The sequence below is a fragment of the Streptomyces sp. NPDC016640 genome, assembly GCF_043076215.1.
GTDB lineage: Bacteria > Actinomycetota > Actinomycetes > Streptomycetales > Streptomycetaceae > Streptomyces.
The window spans coordinates 209,902-226,683 of sequence record NZ_JBIBRG010000004.1; the positions used below are offsets into that span (position 1 = coordinate 209,902).

Genomic DNA, 16,782 nt, shown 5'->3' on the forward strand with positions numbered 1-16,782 from the left:
CCGGGCGCCTTCGCCTCGCAGGCAACGGGCGACTCCTCTTTGATGCCTGTGGGGAAAGTGCTGGCCACAGCTTTAGCGGGGTGTCACGAAATCATGCCGGGCGCACGCGACTCGCATGGATATGCGCGTTCCGCACACTTCCTTTACAGGTCAACCTGCTGTTGAATTTTGGCCTATAGCCCCGGTCAGGAATCGGCCACAGCGGCGTCAATCAGCCGTGAAGGAGGTCGGTGACGTGCACACCGAGGACCCGTGCGATGCGCAGCAGGGTTCCGATGCGGGCATCCACTGTGCCCGCTTCGATGGCCTGGTAGGTGGAGCGAGCAATGTTGGCCGCGAGGAACACGGACTCCTGGGTGCGGTCGGCGTGCAGTCGGGTGACGCGGATGCGGTCGCCGATGGAGCGCTGCTCCTCAAGGAGCCAGTCGTCGTCATCGGGGAGCGCGGGCACTCGACAAACGCTCGACCGAAGATGATCATAAGTCAGCCCGGTTTACCGGGCATTCTTGGATCTTGACAGGCGCGTCCGAGAGGGCGCTATGTGTTACTGCCACCCCCCACTCGGCAGCCCTGTGGACAGCTGAACACCGCAGGGCCATAAGGGGTGCCTAGAATCGAACAGGTGTTCACTCTTCCGGGTGAATCAAGGTATCGACCTGCGGCTTTGGGATAGGTGCAGGGCTGATGCAAGCAGACGTGCCGACGGGCCACATTCAGGGCGCCCCCTTTTGTGGCCGTCGGCGCGAGTGCTCCCCCAGCCTCCAGGCTGGGGGAGCACGCCGCCCGGGAGATTTGGGAGATGAACTGGGAGACGATCATGTAGGAGGAACCCGGGGGAACGCTGAAGGAACCCAGAGAAACGCCCTCCCATCTGCGCAACAACCAGGGGAACCGTCCCCCGCCCCCAGGTAGGAAACCGGGACGCCGCGATCTACACCATCTTCGAGGGCACGAGCGAGATCCAGCGCCTGGTGATCGCCCGCACCCTGTCGGGCATGCCCATCCGCTGACGCGGCCACCCGGACGACCCGGCGGTGCGGACGGCACCGCCGGGTTGTCCGCGCCCCGCTCCCGGGGAACGCTCGTGTGTGACCGACGCGACGGAGGACGCGATGACACACACCGCCCGGGACCTGATGGAGACGACCACCAGGGAACTCGCCCCCGACCCGCATTCCAATCCGCTGGTCCCGCTGATCGCCCGCGGCGAGGCGGACCGGGCCACCCTGGCCGCGCTCGCCCTGGAGCAGCGCTGGGTGATCCCGGCGGACCGCCGCGCCTTCCTGCACCTGGCGCAGCGGGCCACGGCCGAACCGGACGCAGCCGCCTACTTCACCGCCCTGGCCGAGGGCGAGGCACTGGCGGCGGAGCACCTGAAGGCCTTCGCGGCCGCGTGCGGCGTGGACGAGGCCCGGGCGGACGCCTACGACCCCCTGCCGGGCTGTCAGGCCTACCCCGCGTACGTCGCCTGGCTGGCCCTCAACGCCGAGCCGGCGGACGTCGTCCTGGCCCTGACCGCCAACTTCTCCGCCTGGGGCGGCTACTGCGCGACGATCGCCGGGGCCCTGCGCACCCGCTACGGCTTCACGGACGAGGCCTGCGCCTTCTTCGACTTCTTCGCCGAACCGGCGCCGGCCTTGGACCGCACGGCCACCGAGGCGGTGCAGAAGGCCCTGGACGAGGATCGCCTGAACAGGAAGCGCGCACACCAGTACGGCCGCACGCTGCAGATGTACGAGGCGATGTTCTGGACCATGCTGAGGGAAACACCCTAGGGGCGCGGGGGACCGCGCGATCAGCCGCGAGCGACCCGCGCCCGGCATCCGACGGGGACTCCTAGGGCGCGGTCCCGCTGCTGTGGGCGATACACGCGACGTCGATGCGATCGGCGAGCTTCGCCAACTCGATCGTCAACGCGGCAACCGTGTCCTCGTCGAGTCCGCCCTCCCCGGCCTCGACGAGCCGGACCCACCGCCCGCCCACGGTTCGGAGCAGCTTGCTGACATCGGCGGCGGCCACTTGCAGGGTCCCGCGGTCGTCGACGATCAGAGGCAGAGTCACTTCGCGGTTCACAGTCGGGATCGTATCCGCGCGAGCATCACACACCCTGCCAAACCGTGGTGATGTTGCAGAACTCGCGGATTCCGTGCCCGGACAGCTCACGCCCGTACCCGGACCGCTTGACCCCGCCGAACGGGAACGCCGGATGGGACGCCGTCATCCCGTTCACGTAGACGCTGCCCGCCTCCAGGTCCCGGACGAACCGGTCGGTTTCGGCCTCGTCGCGGGTCCACACGTTGGAACTGAGCCCGAAGGAGGTGTCGTTGGCGATCAGCACCGCCTCGTCCAGGTCCGCCGCGCGGTACAGGGTGGCGACCGGACCGAAGGCCTCCTCCCGGTGGATGCGCATCTCCCGGCCGATCCCGGCCAGGACGGTCGGCGGGTAGAACCAGCCGGGTCCCTCGGGGCGCTCGCCGCCGCACAGCACCGTGGCGCCGGCCCGCACCGCGTCGTCGACCAGTTCCTCCAGGTCGCTGCGGCCCCGTTCGCTGGAGAGCGGGCCGACGTCCGTCTCCTCGTCCATCGGGTCGCCGACCCTGAGCGCCTTCATGCCCGCCGTGAAACGCTCGGCGAAGGCGTCGTAGACGTCCGTGTGCACGATGAACCGCTTGGCGGCGATGCAGGACTGCCCCGTGTTCTGCGTCCGCGCGGTCACCGCCACCTCGGCGGCCCGGTCCAGGTCGGCGGACGGCATGACCACGTAGGGGTCGCTGCCGCCCAGCTCCAGCACCGTCTTCTTGATCATCTCCCCGGCGGTGGAGGCGACCGCGCGGCCCGCGGGCTCGCTCCCGGTGAGGGTCGCCGCCTTCACCCGCTCGTCCCGCAGGACGTCGTCGACCGCGGCGGAACCGATCAGCAGGGTCTGGAAGCAGCCCTCGGTGAAGCCCGCGCGGTGGAACAGGTCCTCCAGGTACAGGGCGGTCTGCGGCACGTTCGAGGCGTGCTTGAGCAGGCCCACGTTGCCCGCCATCAGCGCGGGCGCCGCGAACCGCACCACCTGCCACAGCGGGAAGTTCCACGGCATCACGGCGAGCACCGGACCCAGCGGCCGGTAGCGCACCAGCACCCGGGAGGCGCCGGAGTCCTTCACGTCGGAGGCGTCGGGCTCCTCGTCGGCGAGGAGTTCCGCCGCGTGGTCGGCGTACCAGTGCATCGCCTTGGCGCACTTGGCCGCCTCCGCGCGGGCCTGCCGGACCGGCTTGCCCATCTCCGTGGTGATCACCCGGCCGATGGTGTCCTGGTCCTCGTCGAGGATCTCGGCGGCCCGGTGCAGCAGGCCGGCCCGCTCGCCGAAGGACGTGGTCCGGTACGTGCGGAAGGTGGCCTGCGCGAGCTGGAGCCGGCGTTCGACCTCGTCCTCGCCCATGGGGTGGTACGTCTTGACCGTCTCGCCGTTCGCCGGATTGACCGTTGCGATGCGCATCGCTGACCTCCCTGAGGACGGGCTGTGCCTCTCGACCCTCCCGCGGGGCGATGGGCGGCGCAACGCGGGAGGTCTCCTCAGGCCGAGTGCTCCGCCAGGCGGTCGAGAAACGCGGCTTGCGCCGTGACGATCACCTGCCGGGCCCGGTCCAGGGTGAACCACGCCACCCGGTCGAGCTCCGGGAACTCCCGGATCCGTCCCGACCGCGGCGGCCACTCCATCTCGAACGTGCCGGGAACGACCGTCGCCGGGTCGAGGTCGGACTCGACCGCCCAGGCCGTGACGGTCTTCCCGCCCGACTGACGGACCTCCCCGAGCGGCACCGCCTCCCCGTCCGGCGGCGGCAGCCCCAGTTCCTCCCGGAACTCCCGGCGCGCCGCCTCCCAGGCCGGTTCGCCGGGGCCGTACTCACCCTTCGGCACCGTCCAGGCGCCGCTCTCCCGCCGTGCGAAGAACGGGCCGCCCATATGACCGAGCAACACCTCCAGCCCTTGTCCGGTGTGTCGGAACACCAGCAGCCCGGCACTCCGGGCGCCCGTCACGGCCGCACCTCGGGGTGCGCGGCGAGCAGCGTCTCCACCGTGTCCGCCTCCTCGGGCCGTTTGTCCTCGCGGTAGCGGATCAGGCGGGCGAAGCGCAGGGTGACGCCGGCCGGGTAGCGGGTGGAGCGCTGGAGGCCGTCGTAGGCGATCTCCACGACGAGTTCGGGGCGCACGGTGACGACGTATCCGCTCTCGTCGACCGCCAGCTCCCGCAGCCTCTCCGTCTGCCAGGCCAGCACCGCGTCGGTCATGCCCTTGAAGGTCTTGCCGAGCATGGCGAAACCGCCGTCGGCGGTGCGGGCGCCCAGGTGCAGGTTGGAGAGCCTTCCGGCGCGGCGGCCGTGCCCCCATTCGGCGGCCAGCACCACCAGGTCGAGCGTGTGGACCGGCTTGACCTTCAGCCAGGAGGCGCCGCGCCGGCCGGCGCTGTAGGGGGCGTCCAGGCCCTTGACCACGACGCCCTCGTGGCCGCGCCGCAGCGTCCCGGCGAGGAAGTCCTCCGCCGCGGCCAGGTCCCCGGGACCCGACACCAGGGCGCGCCGCACCCGCATGGGCTCCGGGACCAGCCGGGCCAGCGCGACGTGCCGCTCGGTGAACGGCAGGTCCAGCAGGTCGCGGCCGTCCACGGAGAGCGCGTCGAAGAAGACGGGCGAGACGGGGACCTCCCGGGCGGCCGTCGCCACGTCCACCCGCGAGCCGACCCGCCCGGCGGTCTCCTGGAAGGAGCGGGGGCGGCCGTCGCCGTCGAAGGAGACGACCTCCCCGTCCAGGATGAACCGCTCGCCCCGCAACTCCCTGGCCGCCGCGGTCACTTCCGGCAGCCGGTCGGTGATGTCGTCCAGAGTGCGGGTGTGCACGCGTACCGTGTCGCCGTCGCGGTGCACCTGGACGCGGATGCCGTCGAGCTTCTCCTCGACCGCGCAGGTCCCCAGCTTCTCGACCGCCTCGGCGACCGATGAGGCGCTGTGCGCCAGCATCGGCAGCACCGGGCGGCCGACCGTGAGCCGGAACCGCTCCAGCGCTCCGGGGCCGTCCGCCAGCAGCGCCTCGGCCACCGTCTGCAGGGAGCCGGCCAGCATCACCGCCCGCCGCACGTCGGCCGGCGGCGCCCCCGTGGCCCGGGCCAGCCCCTCCACCGCGACCGCGTCCAGGGCGCCCTGCCGGACCTCGCCGGTGAGCAGCCCGAAGAGGAACCGCTGCTCGTCCTCGGTGGACGCGCCCAACAGCTCGCCGACCAGCCGGGCCCGCTCGGCCCGGGATCCCGGACCGGACACCTTGCCGAGCGCGGTGAGCCGCGCGTCGGCCTCGCGCACGGTCAGGGACGGCTCGGCGGCGGGGGCGACCGGACGGCTCAGCACCTTCCAGCCCACGCCGAGCCGTCCCTGCGGCAGCCGGCCCGCCAGACAGGGGATGACGATCGGCACGTCGTCCGCCTCCGCCTCCCGGAACAGCTCGGCGAGCAGCGCGATCTTCCGGGACCGCGCCGAAGTGGCGGCGACCTCCTGGGACACCTGGGCCAGCCGGGACAGCAGCATGGGGCCATCGTGCTACGGAGGAGGGCGCCGCACACCCCGGCCGGCCGCGGTCATCCGGCCACCGCGGCGTCCAGGTCGCTCATCAGCAGGTCTCCGACGATCGCGGACGCCGCGCGGTAGCCGCCGCTCGCGGCGTGCACGACCTGCTCGGCGAAACCGATCGCGTTGCCCGCGGCCCAGACGCCGGGCACCGAGGTCAGACCCGTCCGGTCGACGACCGGGTAGGCGCCGAACGGAGTCTCCTCCAGCGCGGCGCCCAGCCGCTCCAGCAGCCCCGTCCGCGGCACCGGGCGCGGCGCGACGAAGACCACGGAGCGGGCGTGCGCGCTGCCGTCGGCCAGCCGCACCCCGGTGAGCCGGTCGTCCTCGACGACCAGGCCCGCGACCTCCCCGGGCACCACGCCGACCCCTGCGGCGGCCAGCCGCCGCAGGTCCTGGTCGGACAGCTCCTCCTCGGCGACCCGGTGCAGGAAGAGGGTGACGTCCTTCGACCACTGGGACACCATCAGCGCCTGGTGCACGCTCATCGCACTCGACGCGAGCACGCCGAAGGGCTCGTCGCGCACCTCCCAGCCGTGGCAGAAGGGGCAGTGCAGCACGTCCCTCCCGAACCGCTCGGCGACCCCCGGGACCTCGGGCAGCTCGTCCTCCAGCCCGGTGGCGACGATCAGCCGCCGGGCGCGCACGGTCCCTCCCGCGTCCAGGACGACGGTGAAGTCGCCGTCCCGGGCGACGTCGGCGACCCGGTCCCGGACCAGCTCGACGCCGTAGCGGGCGATCTCCTCCCGTCCGAGTGCCAGGAACTCGGCCGGCGGCATCCCGTCCCGGGACAGATAGCCCTGCATGTGGGACGAGGGCGCGTTGCGCGGCTCGCCCGCGTCGACGACCAGCGTGCGGAGCCGGGCCCGGCCCAGCACCAGCGCGGCGGAGAGCCCCGCCGCGCCGCCTCCGACGACGACCACGTCGTACCTGCCGTCGTGGCTGTCGTTCCCGTACGTGTCGTTCGTGTGCGGCTCGTTCGTGTGTGTCTCGCTCATCGTGACCACCTCCACGACGACGGTCACCCGGGCACTGCCGTATTGACAAACAACTTTGCCGGTTCTGCAATACCGGTATGACGACCGACGACGTTCTCGCGGAAGTGGGCCCCCGGCTGCGGCGGATCAGGAAGGAGCGGGAGGTGACCCTCTCGGCGCTGTCGGAGGCGACCGGCATCTCCGTCAGCACCCTCTCGAGGCTGGAGTCCGGGCTGCGCAGACCCAGCCTGGAGCTGCTGCTGCCGATCGCGCAGGCCCACCAGGTGGCGCTGGACGAACTGGTCGGCGCGCCGCCGGTCGGTGATCCGCGCGTGCGTGCCGAGCCGATCCGGCGCTACGGCCGCACCCACTGGCCGCTCACCCGGCAGCCCGGCGGACTCCAGGCGTACAAGGTGCTCGAGCCGATGCGGAAGCTGGAGCCGGAACCGCGCGTCCACGAGGGCTACGAGTGGCTGTACGTGCTGGCCGGGAAGCTGCGGCTGGTGCTGGGCGACCACGACGTGGTGCTGGCGGCGGGGGAGGCGGCCGAGTTCGACACCCGGGTGCCGCACTGGTTCGGGTCGACGGGGGAGGGGCCCGTGGAGTTCCTCAGCCTGTTCGGCCCGCAGGGGGAGCGGATGCACGTACGGGCGCGGCCCAAGCGGCCGTGAGGGGGGGGACCGGCGGGTGTGACGGGGTGACCAGTGCGCGTGACGGGGGTGACCGGCGGGTGTGACGGGGACGGTCGGCGGGCGGTGAGGGGCGAGACGGTTCCCTGATGGGCAAGCGACCGCTTAGTATGCGGTGGATCCGGTCAGGCGAACACGACGTTCACAGTCCCGTGGAGGCCCCGCATGCAGGCATGGCAAGTGCACGAGCCCGGCGAGCCGGGCGAGGTGATGCGCCGCGCGGAGGTGGAACGGCCGACGCCCGGTGAGGGACAGGTCCTGCTGAAGGTGCGCGCCGCCAACATCAACTTCCCGGACGCGCTGATGTGCCGGGGCCAGTACCAGGTCAGGCCGCCGCTGCCGTTCACACCGGGCGTGGAGATCTGCGGCGAGACCGAGGACGGGCGCCGTGTCATCGCCAACCCCGCGCTGCCGCACGGCGGTTTCGCCGAGTACGCCGTCGCCGACGCCGCTGCGCTGCTGCCCGCCCCGGACGCGCTGGACGACGCCGAGGCCGCCGCCCTGCACGTCGGCTACCAGACCGGCTGGTTCGGCCTGCACCGCCGGGCCGGCCTGGAAGCCGGTGAGACCCTGCTCGTGCACGCCGCCGCAGGAGGGGTCGGCAGCGCGGCCGTACAGCTCGGCAAGGCGGCCGGGGCCACGGTCATCGGAGTCGTCGGCGGCGCCGGGAAGGCGGCCGTCGCCCGCGAACTGGGCTGCGACCTGGTGATCGACAGGCGCGAGCAGGACGTCGTCGCCGCCGTCAAGGACGCCACCGGCGGCCGGGGCGCCGACGTGATCTACGACCCCGTCGGCGGCCAGGCCTACGCCCAGTCCGCCAAGGCCGTCGCCTTCGAGGGCCGGATCGTCGTCGTCGGCTTCGCCAGCGGTTCGATCCCCAGCCCGGCCCTGAACCACGCCCTGGTGAAGAACTACTCGATCCTCGGACTGCACTGGGGCCTGTACAACACCAGGAACCCCGAGCTGGTCCGGCACTGCCACGAGCGGCTCACCGAACTCGCGGCCCGGGGTGCGGTCAAGCCGCTGGTGAGCGAGCGCGTGCCGCTGGACGGTGCCGCGGCCGCCGTCCAGCGGGTCGCCGACGGGGCCACCACCGGGCGCGTCGCCGTGCTGCCCGCCCTGGGGAACGGAGCCGCCGCATGACCGACGCCGCCGAACTGCGCCGCCGGACGCGGGAGTTGCTGGCCGCGCACCCGCCCGCCAGGACCGGCCGCCCGGACTTCCTGCGCGCCCGCTTCGACGCCGGTCTGGCCTGGGTGCACTTCCCGGAAGGGCTCGGCGGGCTGGACGCGCCGCGCTCCCTCCAGGCCGTCGTGGACACCGAGTTGGAGGCCGCCGGTGCCCCCGACAACGACCCGCGGCGCATCGGCATCGGCCTGGGCATGGCCGCGCCGACCATCCTGCAGTACGGCACCGAGGAGCAGAAGAAGCGCTTCCTGCGGCCCCTGTGGACCGGTGAGGAGGTCTGGTGCCAGCTGTTCAGCGAGCCGGGCGCCGGCTCCGACCTGGCAGCGCTGGGCACGCGCGCCGTACGCGAGGGCGACCACTGGGTGGTCAACGGGCAGAAGGTGTGGACCTCCAGCGCGCACCTCGCCCGCTGGGCCATCCTCATCGCCCGCACCGACCCGGACGTGCCCAAGCACCGGGGCATCACCTACTTCGTCTGCGACATGACCGATCCCGGTGTCGAGGTGCGGCCCCTGCGTCAGATCACCGGCGAGGCCGAGTTCAACGAGGTCTTCCTCACCGGTGTCCGCATCCCCGACGCCCACCGCCTCGGCGGGACCGGGGACGGCTGGCGGGTCGCCCGGACCACGCTCGACAACGAGCGCGTCGCCATCGGCGGCATGCGGCTGCCCCGCGAGGGCGGCATGATCGGCCCGGTCTCCAGGACCTGGCGCGAACGCCCCGGACTGCGCACCCACGACCTGCACCAGCGGCTGCTGAGGCTCTGGGTCGAGGCCGAGGTTGCCCGGCTCACCGGCGAACGCCTGCGCCAGCAGCTCGTCGCCGGACAGCCCGGCCCCGAGGGCGCCGGCATGAAGCTCGCCTTCGCCCGCCTCAACCAGGAGATCAGCGGCCTGGAAGTGGAACTCCGCGGCGAAGAGGGCCTGTTGTACGACGACTGGACGATGCGCCGCCCCGAACTCGTCGACTTCACCGGGCGCGACGCCGGCTACCGCTATCTCCGCTCCAAGGGCAACAGCATCGAGGGCGGGACCAGCGAGGTGCTGCTGAACATCGTCGCCGAGCGCGTCCTGGGCCTGCCGGCCGAGCCGCGCACCGACAAGGACGTCGCCTGGAAGGACCTCTCCCGATGACCGACCTGCTGTACTCGCGGGAGGAGGAGGCGCTGCGCGCCGCCGTCCGGGACCTCCTCACCGACCACTGCGACGCGGCCGGGGTGATCGCCCGCACCGGGTCGGACGCCCCGCACGACCTGGCCCTGTGGAAGGCGCTCGCCGGCGGCATGGGCCTGGCCGGACTGCTGGTCCCCGAGGGGCTGGGAGGTCACGGCGCGACCCACCGCGAAGCCGGCGTCGTCCTGGAGGAGCTGGGACGCGCCGTCGCCCCCGTGCCGTACCTGACGAGCGCGGTGGTCGCCACCGAGGCGCTGCTGGCCTGCGAGGACGCCGGCGAACAGCTCGCCGGGCTGGCGTCCGGGCGCAGGATCGGCGCCCTCGCCGTCGGGCTGCACACCGCCCCCGGCGCCGGGTTCACCACCGTACGGCTGGAGAGCGGCGCGCTGCACGGGGAACTGACCGGCATCGCGGACGCCGCGGTCGCCGACGTCCTGCTCGTGCCGGCGGACGACGGCGGGCTGTACGCCGTGGCGGCCGACGCCGTCACCGTGGTCCCGCAGACGTCCCTGGACCTCACCCGCCCCCTCGCCCGCGTCCTCCTCGACGGCGCCCCGGGACACCGGCTGGGCGACGCCGGGCCGGCCGTGCGCCGCGCCCTGCGGGCGGGTGCCGGACTCCTCGCCTCCGAGCAGCTCGGCGTGGCCGACTGGTCCCTGACGGAGACCGTCCGGTACCTGAAGGAGCGCAAGCAGTTCAACCGGCCCGTCGGCGGCTTCCAGGCGCTCAAGCACCGGCTCGCCCAGCTGTGGCTCGAGGTCACCGGCCTCCGCGCGGCGGCGCGGGCCGCCGCCGACGCGCTCGCGACGGACGACGACGCCGACGTCACGGTCACCGTCGCCCAGGCCTACGCCGCTCCCGTCGCGGTCCGCGCCGCCGAGGAGGCCCTGCAACTGCACGGCGGTATCGGCATGACCTGGGAACACCCGGTGCACCTGTACCTCAAGCGCGCCAAGGCCGACTCGATCGCCTACGGCACGGCGGGCGCCCACCGCGCCGCGCTGGCGGACCTGGTGGACCTTCGGTCACCCTGACGCAACCTGGCCGAACAGCCGGGGAAGCCCGTCCCTCCAGGGGCGGGCTTTTCCGTGCGCCCCGCCCCGGGGAAGTGAACGCCCGACGGCGGATCGGCCAACTCCCACCACGCCACTGCCTCTTGGCCACACGGGGACCTCATACTCTCTCCCAGTCTCGCATCGACCCGGCCGGGCGGCGCCCCCATGGGCCCGCCCGGCACCTCCAGGGAGGCAGAGCATGGCCCTCACCACCCGTCGCAGAGCCCTCACCACCCTCGGCGCCGCGCTCGCCGGCTCGGTCGCCCTGCCCGCGACCCAGGCACTGGCCGGCGAACGGAAGCACCACCCGCGCCCGTTGTGGCGCGCCCACGCCCACAACGACTACGAGCACCCGCGTCCCCTCCTCGACGCCCTCGACCACCGCTTCGGCAGCGTCGAGGCGGACATCTTCCTGGTCGGCGGCCAACTCCTCGTCGCCCACGACCCCGAGGACCTCGACCCGTCCCGCACCCTCGAGTCCCTGTACCTCGACCCGCTCGCCGCCCGGGTCCGCGCCCACCACGGCTCCGTCCACCGCGGGCACCGCGGACCGCTCCAGCTCCTGGTCGACATCAAGACCGAGGGCGCGTCCACCTACCTGGAACTCGACCGGCATCTGCGCCGCTACGGGCACCTGTTCACCACCTACGCGCACGGCGGGGTGCTGCCCGGACCCGTCACCGTCGTCGTCTCGGGCGACCGCGCCGCCCGTGTCCCCATGGAGGCCCAGCGGGTGCGCCGCGCCTTCTACGACGGCCGGCTCGCCGACCTCGGCACGCCCGCACCGGCCTCCTTCGTCCCGCTGATCAGCGACAACTGGACGCTCAACTTCACCTGGCGGGGCGTCGGCGCCTTCCCCGACGCCGAGCGCCGGAAACTGCGCGACATCGTGGGCACCGCGCACGCGCGCGGGCAGCGGATACGGTTCTGGGCCACCCCGGACCAGCCGGGACCCGCCCGCGACGCCCTCTGGGGCGAACTGGTCGCGGCCGGTGTCGACCACCTCAACACCGACGACCTCGCGGGACTGGAGTCCTTCCTCGACGCCCACCGGGGGGCGTGACACCACACGTTCGGCGGACAGGTCAGCCGCCCGGACGGACCCTCCGCTACGCCACACTTGCGGCCGAACGCCGCGAAACGGATGTGGCGGAGGAGGTTGACGATGGCCGTTTCCATCTCTGTGGTGCTGCTGCTCGGGGTCCTGGCGGTGATCTTCCTGCGCAACGGCGGACTGAAGATCTCCCACGCGCTGGTCTGTCTGCTGCTGGGGTTCTACCTGTCCAGCACGAGCATCGCGCCCACGATCCACAGCGGCTTCACGGCGACCGCCGAGATCGTCGGCGGTCTGCGGCCGTGAGGCCACGTCGGCGACCGCGGTTCAGCGGTCGCTCATCGCGGCGCGCGGCAGCACGGTGACGCGGTGGAAGTTGCACCCGGCCGGTGCCGGCGCGCCGCACGGGGGCCGGTTCTGGTGTGCCTTCAGGGCCACGCTCACCAGGCTCAGCAGCAGGTCCACGTCGGTGGCGCAGTCCAGGTGCACCGTCACCCAGCAGGAGCCGGGGACCAGTTGGATCGCGCTCGACCCGCCCAGGTCGTAGTGGAAACGCTGGATCGCGCGACGGGTGAGGTGGAGGTCAACGTCCCGCGCGGAGTGGAAGTGGACGATCTCGTCACGGGCGGTACGGAGTGCCTGCCCCGTACCGCAACCGGCCGGACAGGCCGTGAGATCGGGCCAGGTGAGCAGTCGCTCCATGGCTCGCTGTGCCGGTGTCATGCCCTCATCGTCGCCTGCTCACCGCGCCGACACCAGGAGTTGGACGATTCGTAATCAAGCGGTGAGGTCGCGCGGGAGCCGCCGGTGCGGCGGTGCCGGGACCGCCCACGCCCTTCCGGCCGGGCCCGCGGCCGGGTGTGTCCCCGGTGCCGGTCAGACCCGTTCGGCCACGGCCGCCGGGTCGTCCAGCACCCCCCGCACCACCGAGTGCGCCGCGCCCAGCAGCGGGCCCTCGGGCCCCAGTGCCGACACGGAGACGGGACAGGCCGGTCCGGCGGTCCGGCGGGCCAGTTCGGAGCGCAGTGAGGGCAGCAGCCAGGGCGCGAGTCCGGAGAGGGCTCCGCCCAGCACCACGCCCTCGGGGTCCAGCAGATTCACCGCCCCGGTCAGGGCGATCCCGAGTGCGGTGCCCGCGTCGTGCAGGGCGCGCCGTACGTCCCCGTCGCCCTGTTCGGCGCGGCCCGCGAGGAGGCCGACCCGGTCCTCGCCCGGCTCCAGTCCGGCCGCGCGCAGCACCGCCTCCTCACCGGCGTACTGCTCCAGGCAGCCCCGTCCGCCGCACGGGCACGCCGGCCCGTCGGGTCGCACCGGCACATGGCCCAGCTCGCCCGCGAAGCCCCGGTTCCCGTGCAGCAGCCGCCCGTCCACGACGACCGCCGCGCCGATGCCGATCTCGGCCGACACGTGGAGGAAGTCGCGCGGGGTGCCCTCGCCGAGCCACAGTTCGGCCAGGGCACCGAAGTTGGCCTCGTTGGCCACGGTGAGCGGGAACCGGGCCGGCAGCAGGTCGCCGAGGTCCGTGTCGTGCCAGCCGAGGTTCGGGGCGCGTACGACGGTCCGGGCGTCGCGCGCCACCAGACCCGGTACGGCCACGGCGAGCCCGGCCGGCCACAGGCCCTCACCTTCCGCCCCGGCGACCACCCGGTCTATCAGCCCGGTGAGTTCCCCGAGCACCGGCTCGGGGGAGCGGTCCCGGTTGGGGACGTGACGCACCGCCCGCGCCCTGACCCGTCCGCGCAGGTCGACCGCGCAGACCGCGAGGTGGTCCACGCCGACCTCGGCGCCGATCCCCGCGGGGCCGCGCCCGCTGACGGCGAGCGCGGACCCGGGACGGCCCACGCGTCCGGGCCGCTCGGGTCCCAGTTCCTCCAGCAGTCCCGAGCGGATCAGCTCGTCGACCAGCGTGGACACCGCCGCGCGGGTCAGGCCGATGCGTGAGGCCACGGCGGCCCGCGACAGCGGGCCCCCGGCACTGACGGCGTGCATGACCCGCGAGAGGTTGCGGCGTCGCATGCCCTGCTGGGTGTCGGGCAGCGCGCGCCCCGGACCGGCCGGGCGGGCCTTGTGCGGCGGTGCGCTCATTCCTCCGTCGATTCCTCGGTCTCTGCCGGTGTCGCGTGCTGTCGGTCGCCGCCACCGCCGGCCCGTGTCCCGCCGGCCGGTACCGCGCCGGCGGGCGCCGTCAGCCGGCGTCCGTTCCGCGCTCCAGCAGCGGGGCCGCGTCGGAGAGTACCCCGGCCAGCCTGGCCAGCGTCTCCTCGTCCCGCTCCACCGCGTCCAGCACGGGACCCGCCGCCGTCTCCCAGCGCCGGGCGACCGCCGCCGGGTCCTCGCCGGTGAGCAGCCCGGCCGCCTGTGCCGCCGCGCCGAGCGCGACCAGCTCCCTGGCCTCGGGCACCTGCACGGGCCGCCCCGACAGCCGCCGTACGGTCTGCTGCCAGGCGGTTCCCCGGGAGCCGCCGCCGATCAGCAGCAGGGGCGCCGAGGGGTCGGCGTCCGCGTCGACGACGAGGTCGAGCGCGGCCAGCAGCGAGTACACGGCTCCGTCGTAGGCGGCCTGGAGCAGCTGGCCACCGGTGGTGTCGTGGCGCAACCCGTGCAGCAGACCGGAGGAGTGGGGCAGGTTCGGGGTGCGCTCGCCGTCCAGGAAGGGCAGCAGCGTGATGCCGCGGCCGGGTTCGACGGCCTCGCGGTCCAGGCCCAGCAGGGTCGCCACCCGGTCCACGGCGAGCGTGCAGTTGAGGGTGCAGGCCAGCGGCAGCCAGTCGCCGCGCGCGTCGGCGAACCCCGCGACCGTGCCGGTCGGGTCGGCCGGCCTGCGCCGCGACACCGCGTACACGGTGCCCGAGGTGCCGAGGCTCATCACCGGCGTGCCGGGGTGCACCCCGAGGCCGAGCGCGGCGGCGGCGTTGTCGCCGGTGCCGCACGCCACCAGGGTGCCCTTGGAGAACGGCAGGTCGTGGCTGTCGCGCACGGTCCCGGCCACCTCACCGGGCCGCACCACGCGGGGCAGCAGTGCCGGGTCGAGCCCCACGTGCGCGAGGGTCTCCTCGTCGTACGCCTCCGTCCCGGACGCCCACCACCCGGTGCCGGAGGCGTCGCCGCGGTCGGTGGTGCCCTGCCCGGTGAGCCGCTCGGTGAGGTAGTCGTGGGGGAGGCGGACGGCCCTGGTGGCGCGGACCGCCTCCGGCTCGTGCTCCGCCAGCCAGGCCCACTTGGTGACCGTGAAGGAGGCGGCGGGCACGCTTCCGGTGCGCTCGGCCCAGGCCCCGGCACCGCCCAGTTCCCCGATCAGCCGGCGGGTCTGGGGTGCCGAGCGCACGTCGTTCCACAGCAGCGCCGGCCGGACCGGCTCGCCGTGCCCGTCCAGCGTGACCAGGCCGTGCTGCTGTCCGCCGATCGACACGGCGGCGGCCTCGTGCGCCGGCTCGCCGCACTGGCGCAGCGCCTCCAGCAGGGCGTCCCACCACTGGCGCGGATCGCTCTCCCGGCCGGCCCCCGAGGTCACCGTGTGCGGCGCCTGGCCGCTCGCGACGACCCGGCCGGTGGCCACGTCGACCACCAGAGCCTTGGTGGACTGCGTGGACGTGTCCACGCCTACGACCAGCGGACCCTCGGCTGCCGGCATCGGTTTCTCCCTCTTCCGCGACTTCGCGGGGTGTGACTCTTCCCTGGATTGTTCCTGCATACTAATTTGTAAAGCGCCATGACGAAATAGCCCCAGTGAGCAAGGAGCCGCGGCATGAACTACCAGCCCACCCCCGAGGACAGGTTCACCTTCGGACTGTGGACCGTCGGCTGGCAGGGACGGGATCCCTTCGGCGACGCCACCCGGCGTGCCCTCGCCCCGGCCGAGTCGGTGCGGCGCCTGGCCGAGCTGGGCGCCCACGGCGTCACCTTCCACGACGACGACCTCATCCCCTTCGGCTCGAGCGACAGCGAGCGCGAGGAGCACGTCAAGCGCTTCCGGCAGGCGCTGGACGACACCGGCATGAAGGTGCCGATGGCGACCACCAACCTGTTCACCCACCCGGTGTTCAAGGACGGCGCCTTCACCGCCAACGACCGCGACGTGCGCCGCTACGCGCTGCGCAAGACCATCCGCAACATCGACCTCGCGGTCGAGCTCGGTGCGGAGACCTACGTGGCCTGGGGTGGCCGTGAGGGTGCCGAGTCCGGCGGCGCCAAGGACGTGCGGGACGCCCTCGACCGCATGAAGGAGGCCTTCGACCTGCTCGGCGAGTACGTCACCGCCCAGGGCTACGACATCCGCTTCGCCATCGAGCCCAAGCCGAACGAGCCGCGCGGCGACATCCTCCTGCCGACCGTCGGACACGCCCTGGCGTTCATCGAGCGCCTGGAGCGCCCGGAGCTGTACGGCGTCAACCCCGAGGTCGGCCACGAGCAGATGGCCGGGCTGAACTTCCCGCACGGCATCGCGCAGGCGCTGTGGGCGGGCAAGCTGTTCCACATCGACCTCAACGGCCAGAACGGCATCAAGTACGACCAGGACCTCCGCTTCGGCGCGGGTGATCTGCGTGCCGCGTTCTGGCTGGTGGACCTGCTGGAGTCGGCCGGCTACAGCGGCCCGCGGCACTTCGACTTCAAGCCGCCGCGGACCGAGGACCTCGACGGCGTGTGGGCCTCGGCGGCCGGCTGCATGCGCAACTACCTGATCCTCAAGGACCGCGCGGCCGCCTTCCGCGCCGACCCGGAGGTGCAGGAGGCGCTGCGCGCGGCCCGTCTGGACCAGCTGGCCCGGCCCACGGCGGCCGACGGTCTCCAGGCCCTGCTCGAGGACCGGTCCGCCTTCGAGGACTTCGACGTCGACGCGGCCGCCGCGCGGGGCATGGCCTTCGAGCACCTCGACCAGCTGGCGATGGACCACCTGCTGGGCGCCCGGGGCTGAACCCCGGACGCGCGGGGCGCGGTCGTCCGGCGGAACCGCCGGTGCGACCGCGCCCCGCGCGCCGTGTGCCGCGCGTCACGCGGGGCGCGCCGACCGGGTCCCTCGCCGGGGCGGCCCCCGAGCCCTGTGCTGCGG

General features: G+C 73.3%; 17 protein-coding genes and 1 pseudogene. 9 read left to right on the forward strand and 9 right to left on the reverse strand.

Annotation, left to right across the window (positions count from 1 at the left end):
• Window positions 1–211: 211 nt before the first annotated feature.
• Window positions 212–451: a helix-turn-helix transcriptional regulator gene (locus ACF07S_RS10670; protein ID WP_391974011.1), complete on the reverse strand. Its 240-nt coding sequence runs from the start codon at window positions 449–451 to the stop codon at window positions 212–214.
• A 463-nt stretch (window positions 452–914) separates the two neighbouring features.
• Between ACF07S_RS10670 and ACF07S_RS10675 the strand changes: the two are divergent.
• Window positions 915–1,010: pseudogene (locus ACF07S_RS10675) on the forward strand (acyl-CoA dehydrogenase family protein); the annotation flags it as partial.
• A 102-nt stretch (window positions 1,011–1,112) separates the two neighbouring features.
• The gene (locus ACF07S_RS10680) at window positions 1,113–1,775 is read left to right on the forward strand and encodes a transcriptional regulator (protein WP_391964341.1); all 663 of its coding nucleotides are present in this window, start codon (window positions 1,113–1,115) and stop codon (window positions 1,773–1,775) included.
• A gap of 61 nt (window positions 1,776–1,836) precedes the next feature.
• Here ACF07S_RS10680 and ACF07S_RS10685 read toward each other — a convergent pair whose 3' ends face one another.
• The 5 genes from ACF07S_RS10685 to ACF07S_RS10705 form a co-directional block, all read right to left on the reverse strand.
• Window positions 1,837–2,073, reverse strand: a complete 237-nt coding sequence (locus ACF07S_RS10685) for a DUF6213 family protein (RefSeq protein ID WP_391964209.1) — start codon at window positions 2,071–2,073, stop codon at window positions 1,837–1,839.
• A gap of 25 nt (window positions 2,074–2,098) precedes the next feature.
• Window positions 2,099–3,484 (reverse strand): NADP-dependent succinic semialdehyde dehydrogenase, encoded by a 1,386-nt coding sequence (locus ACF07S_RS10690; RefSeq protein ID WP_391964208.1) that lies wholly within the window; start codon window positions 3,482–3,484, stop codon window positions 2,099–2,101.
• 77 nt (window positions 3,485–3,561) lie between these two features.
• Complete coding sequence (locus ACF07S_RS10695; RefSeq protein ID WP_391964207.1) at window positions 3,562–4,026, reverse strand: NUDIX domain-containing protein; 465 nt, start codon at window positions 4,024–4,026, stop codon at window positions 3,562–3,564.
• Window positions 4,023–5,561, reverse strand: coding sequence for an ATP-dependent DNA ligase (locus ACF07S_RS10700; RefSeq protein WP_391964206.1), 1,539 nt, complete (start codon window positions 5,559–5,561; stop codon window positions 4,023–4,025). The genes ACF07S_RS10695 and ACF07S_RS10700 overlap by 4 nt, the downstream gene beginning before the upstream one ends.
• Window positions 5,562–5,611: 50 nt before the next feature.
• Window positions 5,612–6,598, reverse strand: a complete 987-nt coding sequence (locus tag ACF07S_RS10705; RefSeq protein WP_391964205.1) for an NAD(P)/FAD-dependent oxidoreductase — start codon at window positions 6,596–6,598, stop codon at window positions 5,612–5,614.
• 77 nt (window positions 6,599–6,675) lie between these two features.
• On the opposite strand from ACF07S_RS10705, the gene ACF07S_RS10710 reads away from it, so the two are divergent.
• The 6 genes from ACF07S_RS10710 to ACF07S_RS10735 all read left to right on the forward strand — a co-directional run bounded on the left by ACF07S_RS10710 (window position 6,676) and on the right by ACF07S_RS10735 (window position 12,041).
• Window positions 6,676–7,248, forward strand: a complete 573-nt coding sequence (locus ACF07S_RS10710; RefSeq protein ID WP_391964204.1) for a helix-turn-helix domain-containing protein — start codon at window positions 6,676–6,678, stop codon at window positions 7,246–7,248.
• A 183-nt stretch (window positions 7,249–7,431) separates the two neighbouring features.
• Window positions 7,432–8,409, forward strand: a complete 978-nt coding sequence (locus tag ACF07S_RS10715) for an NADPH:quinone oxidoreductase family protein (protein ID WP_391964203.1) — start codon at window positions 7,432–7,434, stop codon at window positions 8,407–8,409.
• Window positions 8,406–9,587, forward strand: a complete 1,182-nt coding sequence (locus tag ACF07S_RS10720; RefSeq protein ID WP_391964202.1) for an acyl-CoA dehydrogenase family protein — start codon at window positions 8,406–8,408, stop codon at window positions 9,585–9,587. The genes ACF07S_RS10715 and ACF07S_RS10720 overlap by 4 nt, the downstream gene beginning before the upstream one ends.
• Window positions 9,584–10,660: an acyl-CoA dehydrogenase family protein gene (locus ACF07S_RS10725; RefSeq protein WP_391974012.1), complete on the forward strand. Its 1,077-nt coding sequence runs from the start codon at window positions 9,584–9,586 to the stop codon at window positions 10,658–10,660. Before ACF07S_RS10720 ends, ACF07S_RS10725 begins: the two co-directional genes overlap by 4 nt.
• Before the next feature lie 220 nt (window positions 10,661–10,880).
• Window positions 10,881–11,744 carry a phosphatidylinositol-specific phospholipase C/glycerophosphodiester phosphodiesterase family protein gene (locus ACF07S_RS10730; RefSeq protein WP_391964200.1) on the forward strand — a complete coding sequence of 288 codons (864 nt, stop codon included), beginning with the start codon at window positions 10,881–10,883 and terminating at the stop codon, window positions 11,742–11,744.
• Between the two features lie 102 nt (window positions 11,745–11,846).
• Window positions 11,847–12,041, forward strand: a complete 195-nt coding sequence (locus ACF07S_RS10735) for a hypothetical protein (RefSeq protein WP_391964199.1) — start codon at window positions 11,847–11,849, stop codon at window positions 12,039–12,041.
• Between the two features lie 21 nt (window positions 12,042–12,062).
• Here the strand turns inward: ACF07S_RS10735 and ACF07S_RS10740 are convergent, their stop codons facing one another.
• The 3 genes from ACF07S_RS10740 to xylB all read right to left on the reverse strand — a co-directional run bounded on the left by ACF07S_RS10740 (window position 12,063) and on the right by xylB (window position 15,366).
• Complete coding sequence (locus ACF07S_RS10740) at window positions 12,063–12,458, reverse strand: luciferase family protein (protein ID WP_391974013.1); 396 nt, start codon at window positions 12,456–12,458, stop codon at window positions 12,063–12,065.
• A gap of 153 nt (window positions 12,459–12,611) precedes the next feature.
• On the reverse strand, window positions 12,612–13,820 hold the full coding sequence (locus ACF07S_RS10745; RefSeq protein ID WP_391964197.1) for an ROK family protein: 1,209 nt from the start codon (window positions 13,818–13,820) through the stop codon (window positions 12,612–12,614).
• A 100-nt stretch (window positions 13,821–13,920) separates the two neighbouring features.
• The gene (gene xylB / locus ACF07S_RS10750) at window positions 13,921–15,366 is read right to left on the reverse strand and encodes a xylulokinase (RefSeq protein WP_391974014.1); all 1,446 of its coding nucleotides are present in this window, start codon (window positions 15,364–15,366) and stop codon (window positions 13,921–13,923) included.
• Window positions 15,367–15,480: 114 nt separating this feature from the next.
• Here xylB and xylA point away from each other — a divergent pair, with 114 nt between their 5' ends.
• The gene (gene xylA / locus ACF07S_RS10755; protein ID WP_391964195.1) at window positions 15,481–16,647 is read left to right on the forward strand and encodes a xylose isomerase; all 1,167 of its coding nucleotides are present in this window, start codon (window positions 15,481–15,483) and stop codon (window positions 16,645–16,647) included.
• Window positions 16,648–16,782: the final 135 nt, after the last annotated feature.